8 protein-coding genes and 1 tRNA gene are annotated in these 18,363 nt (G+C 40.1%); 7 read left to right on the top strand and 2 right to left on the bottom strand.

Annotated features, from left to right (window positions below; genetic code table 11):
* Window positions 1-38: 38 nt before the first annotated feature.
* The gene (locus V7K98_RS21870) at window positions 39-500 is read left to right on the top strand and encodes a hypothetical protein (protein WP_335026058.1); all 462 of its coding nucleotides are present in this window, start codon (window positions 39-41) and stop codon (window positions 498-500) included.
* A 233-nt stretch (window positions 501-733) separates the two neighbouring features.
* Here the strand turns inward: V7K98_RS21870 and V7K98_RS21865 are convergent, their stop codons facing one another.
* Entirely contained in the window at window positions 734-1,537 is an 804-nt protein-coding gene (locus V7K98_RS21865) for a prohibitin family protein (RefSeq protein ID WP_335025615.1), read from the bottom strand.
* Between the two features lie 379 nt (window positions 1,538-1,916).
* On the opposite strand from V7K98_RS21865, the gene V7K98_RS21860 reads away from it, so the two are divergent.
* The 3 genes from V7K98_RS21860 to V7K98_RS21850 all read left to right on the top strand — a co-directional run bounded on the left by V7K98_RS21860 (window position 1,917) and on the right by V7K98_RS21850 (window position 3,483).
* Window positions 1,917-2,001, top strand: a tRNA-Ser gene (locus V7K98_RS21860).
* A 159-nt stretch (window positions 2,002-2,160) separates the two neighbouring features.
* Window positions 2,161-2,841 carry a HEAT repeat domain-containing protein gene (locus V7K98_RS21855; RefSeq protein ID WP_335025613.1) on the top strand — a complete coding sequence of 227 codons (681 nt, stop codon included), beginning with the start codon at window positions 2,161-2,163 and terminating at the stop codon, window positions 2,839-2,841.
* A gap of 75 nt (window positions 2,842-2,916) precedes the next feature.
* Window positions 2,917-3,483, top strand: coding sequence for a phycobiliprotein lyase (locus V7K98_RS21850; protein WP_335025611.1), 567 nt, complete (start codon window positions 2,917-2,919; stop codon window positions 3,481-3,483).
* A 69-nt stretch (window positions 3,484-3,552) separates the two neighbouring features.
* Here V7K98_RS21850 and V7K98_RS21845 read toward each other — a convergent pair whose 3' ends face one another.
* Complete coding sequence (locus tag V7K98_RS21845) at window positions 3,553-5,076, bottom strand: site-2 protease family protein (protein ID WP_335026056.1); 1,524 nt, start codon at window positions 5,074-5,076, stop codon at window positions 3,553-3,555.
* 274 nt (window positions 5,077-5,350) lie between these two features.
* Here V7K98_RS21845 and V7K98_RS21840 point away from each other — a divergent pair, with 274 nt between their 5' ends.
* The 3 genes from V7K98_RS21840 (at window position 5,351) to V7K98_RS21830 (ending at window position 18,325) form a co-directional block, all read left to right on the top strand.
* Window positions 5,351-6,085: an MBL fold metallo-hydrolase gene (locus V7K98_RS21840; RefSeq protein ID WP_335025609.1), complete on the top strand. Its 735-nt coding sequence runs from the start codon at window positions 5,351-5,353 to the stop codon at window positions 6,083-6,085.
* A 365-nt stretch (window positions 6,086-6,450) separates the two neighbouring features.
* The gene (locus V7K98_RS21835) at window positions 6,451-12,405 is read left to right on the top strand and encodes a trifunctional serine/threonine-protein kinase/ATP-binding protein/sensor histidine kinase (protein WP_335025607.1); all 5,955 of its coding nucleotides are present in this window, start codon (window positions 6,451-6,453) and stop codon (window positions 12,403-12,405) included.
* 73 nt (window positions 12,406-12,478) lie between these two features.
* A complete protein-coding gene (locus V7K98_RS21830; RefSeq protein WP_335025605.1) occupies window positions 12,479-18,325 on the top strand; it encodes a trifunctional serine/threonine-protein kinase/ATP-binding protein/sensor histidine kinase in 5,847 nt (1,948 codons plus the stop codon).
* The last annotated feature ends 38 nt before the right edge of the window (window positions 18,326-18,363 follow it).

Here is an 18,363-nt window from a genome sequence, read left to right as displayed (position 1 = left end):
TATTAAAATACAGTAAGCCGATAGGAATAGTGTTTTTTATGGAAAGCATCCAAAACGTCAGTCAAGAATTGAATGTAACAGGAGAAACAGTCTTAGAGGATTTAAAACAATCTACACCACAAGAGTTTAAAAAAGACATTTTCAAAAAACTCAGAGGTGGATTTTTTCTGGTATTGGGATATTTATTGTCACCACTATGTTGGTGGAATGACCTACTATTCAATTTGCCAATAGCTTATGGTTTTGGGTATGCATGTAGTTTTCTTTCCCCAAAATTACTTCTACCTTGTTCAATTATCGGATACTGGCTCTCTAATATTGTGGGAATTCTCTTGATGCAATTCGGTTCTAAAGACATTTTTCAGAAAGAACCTCAAGAGCATAACCTCAAAAAAGAATTATTCACTGGTCTAATTTCTTCAACAGCTTATACCCTGCTGATTATACTACTTATTCAGTTGAAGATTCTCGATTCTCCTATTTTATTCTCTAACGGTTAATTTAGTCGCTCGAATTTCTACAGAATAAATAAGATACTCAGCTTCTTCAAGAAGCTAGGTATCTCAGTCTTTAGGTATAGAGCAAATTATTGAACTAAGTAGAGCGGCGTAAATAATTAAAGGTTTGTAGTGAGGACTTTAGTCCTAAAATGAGGGCTTCAGCCCTCACTAAAAACTAATTTCAAGATTTTTTACATTACTTAATTTAGTTTGATTTATTCTCGCATACTTACTTAGTCAAATTTTAAAAGTTCACTTAGATTCAACAATTTTGGAGTCTCCTTACTTACAATCAATGGTAGTTTCCCATTCCATTTTTCTATTGCTTGCCTTTGCAGGATTTCAGGAGTTAAACCATCACGTAATAATCTGTGAGCCTCAGCTTCTCCTTTGGCTAAATTAACTTTTGCTTCAGCCTCTTTTGTTGCTTTTAGCGCAATAAACTCTGCTTGTTTTGCTTCTTGTTCAGCAATCTGCTTCGCCTCTACCGCCTCACCAAATCTTTCTGAAAAATGGACATGAACTAGAGAAATATCATCCACTGCAACGTGATAGCTACCTAGTCGTATAGACAATGCATCATCTACTCCACCTTTGACTTCACCTCGTTTAGTAATAATTTCTTCAGCAGTATACTTTGCCATTATTGCTTTTAGTACTTCTTCAACTGCTGGGTTAATAATCCGCATAACTACAGCTTGTTCATCTCCAATTTCTTGGAAAATGACATTTGCTTCCTGGGGAATAATATGCCAATTGAGAGCTACATCTGTGAAAACATTTTGCAAATCTTTTGAAGAAGCCTCAGCCGAAATTTCCTGTTTTTGGACTCGAATACTCAACTTTTTTACAGTATTGACTACAGGAATAATTAAGTGAAGTCCTTCTCCTAATATCTGGTTTTGTACTTCGCCAAATTTCATCAATACACCACGTTCGCCTGCATTGACAATCACACAAGGCGTTAGGAAGAGAGTTATCAAGAATAAAAGAGCAGTTAGTTTACCGGCACTGTTAAAAGTTGTATTTTTTATCATCTGTGTGAAACATTAAACAAGGTAAAAAATCAATAGCAAGTTACTCAATGAGCCAGCATACAGGCATATAGGTAAGTCAAAAATGTGTAATTGACTACCTAAACTTGGAGATAGTAAAGGTTTGGATAGCTTTAGGTAATCGTAAATTACTGTAATGGTATCGAAAAGCAGTAGTATTTTAAAAGGTAAGTTTGCCTCACCGAAAAAAAGTAGAGGCAGTTTTTGCAGGAGAGACTAGTGAAGGAAGGGGGCGAAAATCAGGGTGAAGCGATCGCGTGATTGAGAGTAATGTTATAGTAATCTTGGCAATGCAGTAACATTTGCGTTAATTCACAACATTTGAATATAGAATAAATACTCAAATGTGTGAAAAATACCTGGAGAGGTGTCCGAGTGGTTCATGGTGACGCACTCGAAATGCGTTTTGGGGAAACCCAACGGGGGTTCGAATCCCCCCCTCTCCGTTAAACATAATCAAGTCAAGATAATCAGGTCAAGGCTTTTTAGTTTTCACTCATAATTGAGCCATTTTGTAAAGTCGCCAAACTCCTACTTCACTATGGCGACAGCCTGATGAACGGATCGGGTACATTAAGATAAGTAAAGAAAATGCTTTGAACTACATGACAGCTCTCAGCTTACAAGAAATTTCTACTCAGTTAGAAAGTCCGAACTTACGCGATCGCATGGTAGCTCTTGCTAATCTGCGTAATGTTTCTCCTGAAGATGCAGTCCCTTTGATTAAAAAGGTACTAGACGACGAATCTTTGCAACTGCGATCGATGGCAATATTTGCCCTTGGAATCAAGCAAACGCCAGAATGTTATTCAATTTTGGTCAGAATTCTCGAAAATGACCCTGATTATGGCATCCGGGCTGATGCTGCTGGTGCTTTAGGATATTTGGGTGATGCCAGAGCCTTTGAAGTGCTTTCACGGGCGTTTTATGAAGATACTGATTGGCTGGTACGCTTTAGTGCAGCCGTTTCTCTAGGTAATATTAAAGACCCTCGTGCCCGTCAAATTCTTCTTCAGGCATTGGATAGCAAAGAAGTTGTGTTGCAACAAGCTGCAATTTCGGCGCTAGGAGAAATTAAAGATATTGAATCTGTCGATCAAATTCTGCGCTTCGCCCAATCAGATGATTGGTTAGTCAGGCAGCGTTTGGCAGAAGCTTTGGGAAATCTCCCTACTCCCAAGAGTGTCTCAGCTTTAAAATACTTAGAAAAAGACAATCATTTCAACGTTGCTGAGGCAGCCAGAATTGGCCTCAAGCAGCTTGAGGAAATAGGCAATCAAGGTTAATAATATTAGAGCCTCCTGCTACCTTTTAATAATTAAGTGGCAATTTTAGCATTTTGATGCAGGGTAATTTCATTCATGAATATTGAAGAGTTTTTTCAGTTAAGTACTGGTAAATGGTTTTCTCATCGGACTAGTCAACATTTAGATTTTAATGAATCTGAAAATAGTAAATCAGATATCATCATTGAGACGCTGGCAGTAGATCATCCAGAAACGATTAAAGTATGTCAACAGTACAAAATTAATCCTAGTTCCGCCTCTTGTGCGATCAAAATTAACTGGAATGGCACAATGGAAAAGGATCAATCAAAACATAGTGGTTCATCTGTGTTAGTTTCAGTACCTGATGCAGATAATCCAGAACAAGGTAAGTTACTGCGGGAAACACTTGATGCCAAAAAGACTCCAGTTGCCGGAGACTATAAATTTGACAGTGATGGTGCATTGATTATAACTATAGAAGATGAAAACATTTGGTCAGAGGAGCGTCTGTGGTTTGCTAGCCCCAATTTGCGAATGCGGGTAAATGTCCTCAAGAGTTTTGGGGGATTTAGTATTACTTCTTTCACTTCTGAGATTCGTATGGGTGGTTTTCCACCTGCGGCGAAGGCTTCCGAGGCGGCTAATTCGGTATCCAGTTAGTTGTGAATAATGAGATACCCGACTTCTTAGAGAAATCGGGTATCTGAACTCTTGCTATTTTGATAGTTTTTAAATTTGTAAAAAGTTAGCGATCGCTTGCGGTAATGGCAAAATAATTACAATCAACAAAGCCATTGCCAGTAATCCCCAAACATCACGTTTGTTATCCAATTCAGTGACATCATTCAGGGCAGGTTCATCAATCAAGGGCATAAATAATAAGAGAATCGCCCACATCAAAAATTCTTCTCGAACTAACGAAAATAATAGCAAGAGGACGCGAGTAACTTGACCAATAGCGATCGCAGTTCGTTGTCCAAACATCGCATGGACAATATGACCTCCATCTAATTGTCCCACAGGCATTAAATTTAAGGCAGTGACAATTAGTCCCAGAAAACCAGCTACTGCAACCGGATGCAAATCAAGGGCTGATTTTGCCGTTAACTGACTTCCCAAAGCTAACTTCGACAGTAGCGCTAGTAAAATGGAATATTTGGGATTAACGGCATCAGGATTTAAAAATCGGGCTTTTTCTTCAATCAGGGGAACCACATCAGAATGAGCCAAGCCCCATATTAGTAATGGCAAGGTAACAACAAAGCCTGCAATTGGCCCAGCGATACTAATGTCAAATAAAGCTTTGCGGTTGGGAATCGGACTACGCATTTGAATAAATGCACCAAAAGTTCCCAAGAAGAAAGGTATGGGAATAAAGTAAGGCAACGTTGAGCGAATCTTGTACGATTTAGCTGTCAAATAATGTCCAAGTTCATGAATTCCCAAAATAGTCATCAGTCCTAAAGCATAAGGTAATCCTTTGAATAGGACATCTGGGTTAGATAGAACTTTAAACAAAGAGCCAGTTTTCCATAGAGGCGGAAGAGAAACACCAGCAATTCCCACTCCCACCAAAGTAGTAGTCATCAAAGTAACTAATACTAGTAGAAGTGCTAATCCTGGTCGAGTTAAGCGTTCTTGATTGTGTCGTGGTGTATTTTTCTCTTTCGCAGCTTGAGCGTTAGGAACTAGGACAAAGAAAGGTTTGCCGTTAAAACCTTCTTGAAAGATCAACACGAAGCGATCGCCAAATTGTGCTTCAATATTAGTCTTAATCTGCTGGTAGGCGTTGCTGGCTTGAGTTCGCAACTGACCACGGCAAATTACAGCTTGTGGTCGATATTCAATATTTTGAACGTAGTATACAGACCAAGGGAAACAATTTCGCAGTTGCGTTTCTTCTGTTGGCTCAATGTGACGCACTGTTGCTTCTGTGGTGGGTTGGATAGTCGGCTGTGATTCTGAAGCTTTGGCTTGGGCTTCGGTCTGTGTATCTGTTGGTACTCTCCTTCCCCATTGAAACAAGATCCAGTATAAAAGTGTGCAAACAAATAACGACGAGATGAACAGCGCTGGTGGTGGAGGTATTTTAGTCCCGTATCTCAACGTCCATCCACTCAACAGCAATGCTGGTGTCATTAAAACTAGCCATAACAACCATACTGGCGTGCGGGTGATGTTAGCGACGCTTTGCTGCACCATTAGATAAGTAGCAAGCCCCAGTAGGAGGAGAAACAAAAACCAAAATCCCATATTATCTTCAGTAATTTTGACAGAACGCCCCACCAGTAGCTTTAGCACCATAGCATTAACTACAAAGCAGACCTCAAACCCCAATTTTTCCGAACAGTTAACAGTGCTATAGAATTTAGGACTTACGCAAAACTACACGAGGTAGGGGCAATTCATGAATTACCCCTACCAGATAATCAAGGTTTGGGCTATTTTTTGGCGTAAGTCCTGGAATTTTTGAGAATTTTCCCACTGTAACTAGATTATCCACAACTCCTCAGTCGGTTCTTTTATTATGTGCCCTTTACCTGAACAGCCAAGTCATACAACTAAGCTACCAAGGACTGTGTTTGCTGACGAAGTTCGTTGCGGAAGTTCTCTGCAATCGGAATTCGCATCAGAGAGCATTTTTGCTTTTCCACCTAATCGGGACACATTAGGAGGAACCTCTTATTTCATTGTAAGAAACGAAGGCAATATCCTGATAGATTGCCCTGCATTAGACCAAACAAATCAAGATTTTTTAGCCGCGTCTGGAGGTGTGCGTTGGTTATTTCTTACCCATCGAGGCGCTATTGGCAAGGCTGCTGAAATCCCGCAAACCTTTGGCTGCGAAGTGCTGATGCAAGAACAAGAAGCTTATTTATTACCAGGCTTAACCGTAACTACCTTTAGTCGGGAATTCACTCTTGATGCTGCAACACAAGTGATTTGGACACCAGGGCATTCTCCCGGCTCATCTTGCCTATACTACAGTGACCTTGGAGGTATATTGTTTTCTGGCCGCCATTTAGTTCCTAATCAGCAGGGTGAGCCGATACCATTACGGACAGCTAAAACTTTTCACTGGCGGCGACAAATTAAGAGTCTTCAGTTCTTATTAGAACGTTTTACACCTGAAACTCTCAAATACATTTGTCCGGGAGCGAATACAGGCTTTCTTAGAGGTAAGCGATTTGTAGATAAAGCTTATAAACAGCTTGCATCTCTAGATTTATCAACTTTACTGCAAATACAGCTTTTACTGTGACGTAAGCTGTCGCGTATTTAATTTGCACAACCAGGGCGGGCAAGATGCCCACCCCACAAGAGATTCATTTTTTTGAGGATGCAAATTAAAATATTTTTAGCTTACCTACACTGATGCAAGCATACAGTGTAGGCTTCTGTGCGACTCTTCTATGAAGACATTGACTGAACTATGTTCAATACCAATACAAATACAGCGTATTGCGGGTAAATGAAGTACACGGGTAGGGGCACAACATGTTTTGCCCCTACGATGATCTGTACCTCACGCCTGTTGCAATCTGCTGTAAATTTATCTAGGGCTTGTTAAGCAAGATGTTTTATAGGGAATTCTAAGCCTGAGACAAGGAATTATGGTACAAAATTATGAGCGCAAAAGTTGATGAAACTTTAAATATTGCTGGCTACCACATTATAGAGCAACTTTATTCAGGTTCTCGGACTTATGTGTATCGGGCAGTAAGAGAACGCGATACCTTCGGTGGGCTTCGCCAACGCCAACCAGTTGTCATCAAGCTCTTAAAACGAGAATATCCTAGTTTTAGCGAATTAGTCCAGTTTCGCAACCAATATGCGATCGCCAATAACCTAGATATTCCTAGTATCATTAAACCTTATAACTTAGAACCTTATCATAATGGTTATGTCATGGTAATGGAAGACTTTGGTGGCATTTCCTTGCGACAATTTACCCAAGGACAACCACTAGCCTTAGAGCAATTCCTTCCTATTGCCCTGCAACTACTAGACACCTTACACCAGTTACATCAACAGCGTGTCATTCACAAAGATATTAAACCAAGCAACATCCTGATTCATCCTGATACCAAAGAAATCAAGCTGATTGATTTCAGTATTGCCTCACTCCTACCACGAGAAACCCAGGAGATCCAAAATCCCAACGGACTGGAGGGAACCCTCGCATATCTGTCGCCAGAGCAAACTGGACGGATGAACAGGGGCATTGACTACCGCAGCGACTTTTATTCATTAGGTGTAACTTTCTTTGAATTACTCACTGGAAAATTGCCCTTTGATTCCCATGAACCGATGGAGTTGGTGCATTGCCACATTGCAAAGCTTCCACCCTTTATCTGCGATTTCAACCCCGATTTGCCTTTAATGCTGGGGGAGATTGTCCGCAAACTGATGGCAAAGAATGCCGAAGATCGGTATCAGAGTGCGATGGGAATTAAACACGATCTATTGACTTGCTTAGAACACAGACAAGAAACAGGCAAGCACACCTGGTTTGATTTGGGACAGCGAGATATTAGCGATCGCTTTCTTATACCCGAAAAACTCTACGGACGGGAATCAGAAGTGCAAACGCTACTGGAGGCATTTGGCTATGTTGCCAATGGTGGCTCCCAATTGATTCTGGTGGCAGGTTTCTCTGGCATTGGCAAAACCGCAGTCGTCAATGAAGTACATAAGCCGATTGTCCGGTGGAACGGCTACTTTATCAAGGGTAAGTATGACCAATTTAACCGCAACATTCCTCTATCTGCTTTTGTGCAAGCCTTTCGTGATTTGATGGGGCAGTTACTCAGTGAAAGTGATACTCAACTTGAGCAATGGCAGAGAAAGATTTTAGCGGCAGTTGGAGAGAATGGGCAAGTTTTAATCGAGGTGATTCCTGAACTTGAACAGATGATCGGCAAACAGCCTGCGATCGCTGAACTATCGGGTGGTGCAGCACAGAACCGTTTCAATTTGCTGTTCCAAAAGTTTATTCAGGTGTTTACAACAAGAGAGCATCCCTTGGTGATGTTTCTCGATGATTTGCAGTGGGCTGATTCGGCATCGCTCAATTTGCTGAAGTTGTTGATGAGCCAGAGTGATAGCGGCTATCTATTGATTATTGGCGCATACCGCGATAACGAGGTATTTGCCGCTCATCCACTGATGTTGACAATAGATGAAATTGAAAAAACATCCTCCTGTGTCAGTACTTTGACTCTAGTTCCGTTGAGTCAAACAGATGTCAACCATTTAATCGCAGACTCCCTTAGTTGTACAACAGAAGAAGCATTACCGTTGACAGAGTTGGTTTATCAAAAAGCCAAAGGCAATCCCTTTTTCACAACTCAGTTTCTGAAAGCGCTGCATGAGGATGGGCTGATTACCTTTGATTGGGAAGTGGGTTTTTGGCAGTGTAATGTAACCCAAGTCAAAGCTTTGCTTCTCACCGATGATGTGGTGGAATTTATGGCCCAACAACTTCAGAAGTTGCCCGACATCACTCAAAATATTTTAAAATTGGCAGCCTGTATTGGCAATCAGTTTGATTTAGCGACATTAGCGATCGTTTCTGAAAAGTCGCAGACTCAAGCCGCTTCGGACTTGTGGAAAGCATTGCAAGAAGGATTTATCATTCCAACTAATGAAGTCTACAAGTTTTATCAAACTGAAGCTTCAGCCGCCACTATCCAAACCTCAACACAGAAGGTTGACACCTGTGTTTATAAATTTTTACACGATCGCGTCCAGCAAGCTGCCTATTCCTTCATCGCAGAGGAACAAAAACAGGCAACTCACCTAAAAATTGGGCAGTTACTCTTGAGTAACATCCCCGAAAGCAATCGGGAAGAACGTATTTTTGAAATAGTTAGTCAACTCAATGTTGCAGTTGAATTGATTGCCCAACCAGCAGAACGTCAAGCATTGGCGCAATTTAATTTGATGGCAAGTCGCAAAGCGAAAGCTGCAACCGCCTATGCTGCTGCTTGCAAATATGCCCAGGTGGGTATAGGGTTACTGTCCCAAAACAGTTGGCAGCATCAGTATGAGTTGACTCTAGCACTCCATCAAGTCGCTACAGAAGCGGCTTATCTGAGCGGTGATTTAGAACAGATGCTAGCCTTTGCGAACGTAATCCTAAATCACGCCAAAACTCCATTAGATCAAGTCAGCGTCTATGAGGTGAAGATTGAGGCATTCACCGCCCAGGGTGAATTTACCCAAGCGATCGCGGCAGCACTTACCATTTTAAAGCAATTAGGAGTGGAACTGCCCATAGCGCCAACTCAGGATGATATGGATGCTGCCTTTAGTACCGTCTCAGATGCAATTGGAGAGCGATTACCTGCTGAGTTACTCAACCTCAGCGAAGCGATGGATGCAAGCATTGTGGCAGCAGCTCGAATTTTGACATCAGTAGCACCCTGCGCTTATCTGTTCCGTCCACAACTGTATTTACTGGTGATTTTAAAAAAGGTTTATTTGTCTGTCGTCTATGGCAATGAATCAACCTCGACTTTTAGCTATGTCTCTTATGGAATATTGATGTGTGGTGTGTTCGGAAACGTTGAATTAGGTTATGAATTCGGTCAGTTAGCCCTCGATCTACTTTCACGCTATCAAAATTCTGAATTGAAAGGGAAAACTTTATTACTAGTTTATTTGTACACAAGACATGGGAAAATGCACCTGCGTGAGACATTACAGCCCTTGCAGATAGCCTATTGTAGTTGTTTAGATGTGGGCGATTTAGCTTTCGCGGGCTACTCTGCGTATAACTACGGTTTTTATTCCTATTTTGCCGGACAGAATTTAACGAAATTAGAGTCGGAAGTTGCCGGATATTGTGAAGCACTCAAGCATCTCAAGCAGAATACCAATCTCACTTATTCCCAGTTGATTCAACAAATTCTGCTCAATTTAATGGGGGATGCAGATAACGTGGTGGTATTGAGCGGTGCAGCCTACAATGAACAGCATCAACTTCCATTAAGTGAAGCAGCAGGCGATCGCACCGGACTAGCATTGCTGTGGATTAACAAACTGGTTGTGTCTTATCTATTTTCATTTGAACAAGCTGTACAAGAAGCTGTGCAGGCAAGACAGTATTTGGATGCTATCCTGGCTTTTTTCTATGTACCAATCTTTCATTTTTATGAGTCTTTAGCCTACTTAGCATGGTTTGAGCAACTTTCAACCCCAGAACAGCAGCAAAAAAAAGAATGCATCGCTGCCAATCAAGAAAAACTCAAATATTGGGCAATTCATGCGCCGATGAATTTCTTACACAAGTTTCATCTAGTTGAGGCGGAACGAGAGCGAGTGCAAGGCAACAAAGCCGAGGCAATAGATTTGTACGATCGCGCGATCGCTCTTGCTAAAGAACACGGCTATATCCAAGAAGAAGCACTTGCCAATGAACTAGCTGCTAAATTTTACCTCGACTGGGGCAAAGAACGCATAGCTGGGGAATACATGACGAACGCTTACTATGGCTATGCTCGTTGGGGTGCAAAAGCAAAAGTCGCCGATCTGGAAAAACGCTATCCCCGATTACTCGCCCCTATCCTCCAGCAAACCTCTTCTTCTCTCTCAACCAACGAAACTATCTTCGCCTTGGAGAGTGTCACGTCCACAAGTTCTGCCACTTCCAGCAGTAGTAGCACCTCTGTTGCTTTAGATTTAGCAACCATTCTCAAAGCTTCTCAAACCCTTTCTGGCGAAATCGAACTCGAAAAACTGCTCTCGGTATTGCTGCATATTGTCATTGAAAATGCGGGGGCTGATAAGTGTGTATTTATGCTTTTGGAATCAGGCCGTTTAATGATTCAGGCGCTAGCACAGCTTTCCTTTAGCCCTGTAAATAACAAGGAAATTGCTCATGTTAATTTTTATTCAATGTTGCTCAATCCAGAACCTGTTGAAGATTCTCAGGATCTGCCAATTGGCTTAATTAATACAGTTAAACGCAGCTTACAACCAGCAGTGATTGTTGATGCCACGATGCATCCGCAATTAATCAACGATTCTTACATTCAACAACAAAAGCCCAAAAGTATCTTGTGCAGCCCAATTTTGCATCAAGGTAAATTGCTTGGCGTGTTGTACTTAGAAAATAATTTAGCAACTGGAGCCTTTACCAGCGATCGCGTCGAACTACTTAATCTCCTCTGTGCCCAAGCAGCCATTTCTCTAGAAAATGCGCGACTTTATGAGCGAGAACAGGAAAAATCCCAATCGTTAGAAGCATCACTAATACAATTAAAACGGAGTGAAGCATCTTTAGCTAAAGAAAGAGAGTTCTTAAATGCCATCATTGAAACTATTACCGATGGAATTGTGGTTTGTGATGCTAGTGGCAAATTGACTTTATTTAACAAAGCAACTCATGAGTTTCATGGCTTACCAGTAGAATCATTACCACCAGAACAATGGACAGAACACTTCGATCTCTATCAGCCTGATGGACAAACACCCCTAGCTGTAACAGAAATTCCTTTATTTCGCGCTTTTCAAGGGGAAATAGTCGAAAATGTCGAAATGATCATTGCACCGAAGCATGGTTCTAAGAGAATTTTGTTAGCAAGTGGACAAGCAATCATTGATGCTTCGGGTAACAAACTTGGTGCAGTGGTTATAATGCGAGATATTAGCGATGCTCATCGGCAAGCTATGGAACGCAAACAATCAGAACTTGCTTTACAGCAAAAGTCAGTTGATTTGCAACAAGCGCTAAATGATCTACAAAATGCCCAATTACAAATAGTTCAAAGTGAAAAAATGTCTGCCTTGGGTAATTTAGTTGCTGGGGTAGCTCATGAAATGAATAATCCTTTAGGTTTCATTGCTGCTAGTCTTAAACAAGCTAAACCCACAGTTGCTGATATTGTTAAGCATCTCAGGTTATATCAAGAAAGCTTCCCTAATAAAAGTGATGAAATCGTTGAACATGCTGAAGATATTGATTTAGATTATAGCTTAGAAGACTTGCCAAAAGTGATTGATTCTATGTCTATGGCGTGCGACAGACTCAAAAATATCAGCACCAGCTTAAGAACTTTCTCCCGTGCTGATAGAGATTATAAAGTACCGTTTCATATCCACCAAGGCATTGATAGCACAATTTTAATTTTGAAACATCGTTTGAAGGCAAACGAACAGCGTCCCGCAATTGAAGTAATCAAAAACTATGGAAATCTACCTCAGATTGAATGTTTTCCTGGACAATTAAATCAGGTGTTTATGAATCTTTTTGCTAATGCTATTGATGCCTTAGAAGAATCGAATCATGGACGTACATTTGAGGAGATTCAGCTAAATTGCAATTGCATTACAATTACAACTTCAGTAGAAGATAAGTGTGTAAAAATTATCATTACTGACAATGGTAACGGAATTAATGAATTAGTTCAACAAAAGATTTTTGACCATCTATTTACTACAAAAGCTGTCGGTAAAGGGACGGGTTTAGGGTTAGCGATCGCTCGGCAAATTATCGAAGAAACTCACAACGGCAAATTGAGTTTTAATACTGTTTTAGGTGAAGGTACAGAATTTATTATAAAAATACCAGTATAATTTCTGTCTTGAATGTTAAACGGCTTCAGATATCTGGGAATACTAAACCTGGAAATCTTCAGCATTTAGCAATATGGTTAGCACAAGAGCCAATATTCCCGGATATCGCATCAGCGAAGAACTCTACAACGGTTCCAGAACCCTAGTTTATCGTGGTTATCGAGATAATGACTCATTACCTGTAGTTATTAAACTGCTGAAAAATCCTTATCCGGCTTTGGGCGAATTGGTGCAGTTTCGCAATCAGTACACCATTGCCAAAAATCTTAACTCGCCTCTAATCATCGCCACCTATAGCCTAGAACCCCATCAAAATGGCTATGCACTGGTGATGGAAGATTTTGGGGGGATTTCTTTAAAAGAATATTTCACTCGTGTAGAGACGTTACGCGCAACGTTTCTACACGAGTTTTTAGAAATAGCGATCGCACTCTGCAATGCCTTAGACATACTCTATCGAGAGCGGATTATTCATAAAGACATCAAACCCAGTAATATTTTAATTCATCCCGAAACCAAACAAGTTAAATTAATCGACTTTAGTATTGCATCTTTACTACCACGAGAAACGCAAAGCATCCTCAGCCCCAATATTTTAGAAGGAACAATCGCTTATATTTCTCCAGAACAAACTGGCAGAATGAATCGTGGAATTGACTATCGGACTGACTTTTATTCTTTAGGTGTAACCTTCTACGAATTACTCACTGGAGTTTTACCATTTCTATCAAATGATGCGATGGAATTGGTACATTATCATATTGCTAAATCAGCGCCTTTGGTTCATGCAGTTAACCCAAAAGTTCCATCTATACTCTCAGAAATCGTCAGCAAATTGATGGCGAAAAATGCAGAAGATAGATATCAGAGTGCATTAGGACTGAAATTTGATTTAGAAAATTGTTTACATCAGCTAAAAGAAACTGGTACGATAAATGACTTTGAGATTGCGCGAAGGGATCTGTGCGATCGCTTCATCATTCCTGATAAATTATATGGACGAGAAACCGAAGTAGAAACGCTACTCCAAGCATTTGAAAGAGTCAGCCTTGGTGCAACAGAAATGATGCTGGTTGCTGGTTTTTCCGGGATTGGTAAAACAGCAGTTGTCAATGAAGTTCATAAACCCATTGTTAGACAACGCGGTTATTTTATCAAAGGGAAATTTGACCAATTTCAACGGAATATTCCCTTTAGTGCATTTGTGCAAGCATTTCGGGATTTAATGGAGCAATTATTAACTCTAAGCGATCCTGAAATTAAAAAATGGAAAAGTAAAATATTGTCGGCTGTCGGTGAAAACGGACAAATAATTATTGAAGTCATCCCCGAATTAGAAATAATTATTGGTCAACAATCACCAGTACCAGAATTATCAGGAAGTGCCGCCCAAAATAGATTTAATTCATTGTTCCAAAAGTTTACACAAGTCTTTACCAGTGCTGAACATCCATTAGTAATATTTTTAGATGATTTGCAATGGGCAGATTCGGCATCGCTGAATTTAATACAATTATTAATGGCTGATACAAGTCATCTTCTTTTCATAGGTGCATATCGTGATAACGAGATCAATCCAGCCCATCCCTTAACCTTGACTTTGAGTGAAATTCAGAAAACAAATGCAACGATAAATACAATTATTTTAGCTCCACTCAGTCAAATACAAATAAATAAATTAGTTTCTGAAAGCCTGAAATGTTCAGAAGATTTATCCCTGAGTTTTTCTAAGTTAATATATCAAAAAACTCAAGGCAATCCATTTTTTGCTACCCAGTTTCTTAAAGCCTTACATCAAGATGGACTGATTCTATTTGATTTTGAATTAGGCTGTTGGGAATGTGACATTGCACTCGTAACTCAGCAAGCCGTTACAGATGATGTTGTTGCTTTTATGGCATTTCAATTACAAAAACTGCCTTCCTCAACTCAAAATATATTGCAATTAGCTGCTTGTATTGGCAACCAGTTTGATTTAATAACTTTGGCAATTGTTTCAGAACAACACCAAATCAAAACGGCGACTGATTTATGGAAAGCTTTACAACAAGGGTTGATTTTACCAATTAATGATATTTATAAATATTATCAGGAAGAGAGTAATGATAAATTGGTGCAGGAAAATGATAACTATGGTAAACAAATAGCTAAATATAGATTTTTACATGACAGAGTACAGCAAGCGGCTTATTCCCTGATTCCTGAGCATCAAAAAACAGCAACGCATCTGAAAATTGGACAGCTACTCGTCGAAAATTACTCTTTGATAGAACAAGAAGAAAAACTGTTTGATATCGTCGAGCATTTGAACAAGGGACAGGAATTAATTACTCAAGCAAATGAACGAGAAGCATTAGCAAAAATTAACTTAAGAGTTGGTCATAAAGCTAGAAATTCCACAGCCTACGCAGCAGCAAGAGATTATCTACAAACAGGAATTGAGCTACTAGATAGTAACTGTTGGGTTCATCAGTATGAATTGACTCTAAACCTCTACATAGCAGCTACTGAAGCTGCTTATTTGAATAAAGAATTTGACAAAATGGAACATCTAGCAGCAGAGGTGTTGCAATCAGCGCAGACAATTTTAGACAAAATAAAAATTTATGACTTAAAGATTCAATATCTTGTGCTACAAAACCGATTGTATAATTCCCTGGAATTAGGATTACAAATTCTAGATGAATTAAACGTTGAGATTACCAGTCCAGAATTAGTGAAAAAAGGCGTTAAATTACCTACACTATCTGATGTTGAAAGTATGCTAGAAATGAGCAATCCCTATAAAATTGCTGCAATGCAAATGTTGATCAGTGTTTTGCCAGCAGTATTTTTAACTACGAACAGATTTGAAGAATTTGTTCTCACACTGATTAACCTGTCTTTAAAATTTGGCAGATCAGAGCTTGCTTGTTATGTCTATGTTGCTTACGGTTGGCTCAAGTGTGGTCAAGGGGAGATCAAAGATGGCTATCATGCTGGGAAAATTGCCTTAAAACTCCTAGAAATTTATGAGAGTCGGGAGTTTAAGTGTAAAGTTCATCTCCTCTTTGCCGCTCATATACAGTATTGGAAAGAGCATTTCAATAACACATTACCATCATTATTAGAAGCATTAAAAGATGGATTAAATAATGGTGATACTGAGTACGCTGGCTATGCTGCAATGCATTTATGCCATCATCTGTTATGGGTAGGTGAATACTTACCAGAAGTTCATGTAAAACAAGAGAAATACATTCACATTGCTGGTAAAGAAATCGCACATGAGTTTTGCAGAGAATTCGGAAGCATTTGGAAACAGTTAACGGAAAATTTATTGAATATCGGGAAAGAACGAGTGTATTTGATCGGTGATAGTTTTGATGAACATCAGAGACTATCTAAACTAATCCACGACAATAGTCATAATCCTTTAGTTGCTGTTTATGTGTCCAAACTAATTCTTCACTATCTTTATGGTGAATATAGTCAAGCTCTCGAAAATGGGAATTTAGCATACCCTCATACCTTGGCAATTCCTGGGGTGTTTTCAGTATTTATCCACAATTTATATTGGTCATTGTCATTATTAAAATGTTCTGAAAATGCTGATGAAGATACACGACAAAATTACTATCAGCAAATAGATCATAATCAGCAAAACCTACGCCTTTGGGCAAATTATGCCCCGATGAACTTTCTGCACAAATTTCATTTGGTAGAAGCAGAACGACACCGCGTATTAGGTAACAAAGTAGAAGCAATAGACTTATACGATCGCGCCATATCAGGAGCCAAAGAAAATGGCTACATCCAAGAAGAAGCACTTAGCAATGAACTGGCCGCTACATTCTACCTGGATTGGGATAAAGAAAAAATAGCTCAACTATATATGCAAGAAGCATATTACTGCTATGCTCGATGGGGTGCTAAAGCCAAAGTCACCGATTTAGAAAAACGCTATCCCCAATTGCTTGCTCCCATCCTCCAGCAAACCCGTTCTCGTTTCTCTACTAATGAAACTATCTTTACTTTAGAGAGTGTCACATCCACTAGTTCCGCCAGTACCAGCAGTAGCGTCTCTGTGGCTTTAGATTTATCTGCCATTCTCAAAGCTTCTCAAGCTATCTCTTGCGAAATCGAATTTGAAAAACTGCTTTCATCGTTGCTTTCTATTCTCATCGAAAATGCTGGTGCTGATAAGTGTGTGTTAATGCTGATGGAGTCCGATAATTTACTGATTCGGGCATTGGCGGGGCTTGAGCTAAAGAACAATGGAAATACCAAAGTTGATTGTTCTTCAATGCTGACGAATCCACAGCCGGTTGAAGAGTCAACAGATATACCAGTTGGCTTAATTAATACCGTTAAACGCAGCTTAAAACCAGCCGTGATTATTGATGCTAGCGTACATCCGCAATTAATTAATGACCCCTATATTCAACAACAGCAGCCCAAGAGTATCTTGTGTAGTCCGATTTTGCATCAGGGTAAGTTGCTTGGTGTGTTGTATTTGGAGAATAACTTAGCCACTGGAGCCTTTACAAGCGATCGCGTGGAACTGCTAAACTTACTCTGCGCCCAAGCTGCCATTTCTCTAGAAAATGCTCGACTTTATGAGCATTCTCAGCAATATGCTCAACAGCTACAAGAGTCTTTTGCCCAATTGAGTGCGAGTAATTCTCGCTTTGAAAAACTTGTAGACAATGTTCCTGGCGTTGTTTATCAATACCAGATATCTGCTGATGGTGTCATGTCTCTGCCGTATATCAGTGCAGACTGTTATGAAATATACGAAATTACAGCCGAGCAAGCGATCGCTAATGTCCACTTTCTCGTCAAAGCGATACATCCAGATGATATCGCAAATCACCAACAGTCCATTCAGGACTCAATACAAACACTAACTCCTTTTGAGTGGTCAGGGCGAATTATTACACCATCTGGAATCATCAAGTGGATTCGCATTGAAGCTCGAATTCAAAAGCTTGCCGATGGAACTCTGGTTTGGGATGGATTAGTATTGGATATTAGCGAACGCAAAGAAGCAGAACTTGCCCTACAGCAGAAATCCTTTGCCTTAGAAAATGCCTTAAACAATCTGCAACAAGCCCAACTCCAAATAGTCCAAAGTGAGAAAATGTCAGCACTGGGCAACTTAGTCGCCGGAGTTGCCCACGAAATCAACAATCCCGTCGGCTGCATTATTGGCAACGTTGGTGCTGTCCAAAATTCTATCAATGACCTATTTGGGTTGATTGACCTCTACAACGATAAATTCCCTCAACCTGGGGCGGAAATTAAAGAGGAATTAGAGACAATCGACCTGGAATATTTACGAGATGATTTACCCAAGTTAATTAGAGCCATGAAAGATGGCGGCGATCGCATCAAATCCATCAGCAAGAGTCTTCGCACCTTCTCCCGTGCCGATAGCGACCAAAAACAAACCTTCAATCTTCACGAAGGCATTGATAGCACGATCTTGATTTTACGTCATCGCCTCAAAGCAAATGAGACTCGTCCGGCCATTGAAGTTGTCACCAACTATGGTAATATCCCGGCGATTAATTGCTTTCCCGGTCAGTTAAATCAGGTATTTATGAATCTTCTTGCTAATGCTATTGATGCATTAGATGAATCTAATCATGGACGTAGTTTTGAGGAAATTCAAGCCAATCTTAACTACATTACCATTCAAACATCGGTCGAAAATGAAAAGGTAAAAATTGCCATTCTGGATAATGGTAAGGGGATGAGTGAATCAGTCAAACAAAAGATTTTTGAGCATTTATTTACTACTAAAGCTGTTGGTAAAGGGACGGGTTTGGGGTTGGCGATCGCTCGTCAAATTGTCGAAGAAACTCACGGCGGAAAATTGAGTTGTAATTCGGTTCTAGGTGAAGGTACAGAATTTATCATTGAAATTCCGGTGTAAATTATTGAACAAAAAGATCCCCGACTTCGTAAAAGTTG

Origin of the sequence: Nostoc sp. (genome assembly GCF_036917435.1) — a bacterium.
Taxonomy (GTDB): domain Bacteria; phylum Cyanobacteriota; class Cyanobacteriia; order Cyanobacteriales; family Nostocaceae; genus Nostoc.
The sequence above is the reverse complement of the archived record's forward strand: the minus strand, read 5'-3'. Positions and strand labels throughout refer to the sequence as shown.

What these genes read in the sequence shown, in the direction of transcription:
- V7K98_RS21870 (WP_335026058.1), top strand. Translation starts at nt 39, where the DNA reads ATGGAAAGCATCCAAAACGTCAGTCAAGAATTGAATGTAACAGGAGAA.
- V7K98_RS21865 (WP_335025615.1), bottom strand. Translation starts at nt 1,537, where the DNA reads ATGATAAAAAATACAACTTTTAACAGTGCCGGTAAACTAACTGCTCTT.
- V7K98_RS21855 (WP_335025613.1), top strand. Translation starts at nt 2,161, where the DNA reads ATGACAGCTCTCAGCTTACAAGAAATTTCTACTCAGTTAGAAAGTCCG.
- V7K98_RS21850 (WP_335025611.1), top strand. Translation starts at nt 2,917, where the DNA reads ATGAATATTGAAGAGTTTTTTCAGTTAAGTACTGGTAAATGGTTTTCT.
- V7K98_RS21845 (WP_335026056.1), bottom strand. Translation starts at nt 5,076, where the DNA reads ATGGGATTTTGGTTTTTGTTTCTCCTCCTACTGGGGCTTGCTACTTAT.
- V7K98_RS21840 (WP_335025609.1), top strand. Translation starts at nt 5,351, where the DNA reads ATGTGCCCTTTACCTGAACAGCCAAGTCATACAACTAAGCTACCAAGG.
- V7K98_RS21835 (WP_335025607.1), top strand. Translation starts at nt 6,451, where the DNA reads ATGAGCGCAAAAGTTGATGAAACTTTAAATATTGCTGGCTACCACATT.
- V7K98_RS21830 (WP_335025605.1), top strand. Translation starts at nt 12,479, where the DNA reads ATGGTTAGCACAAGAGCCAATATTCCCGGATATCGCATCAGCGAAGAA.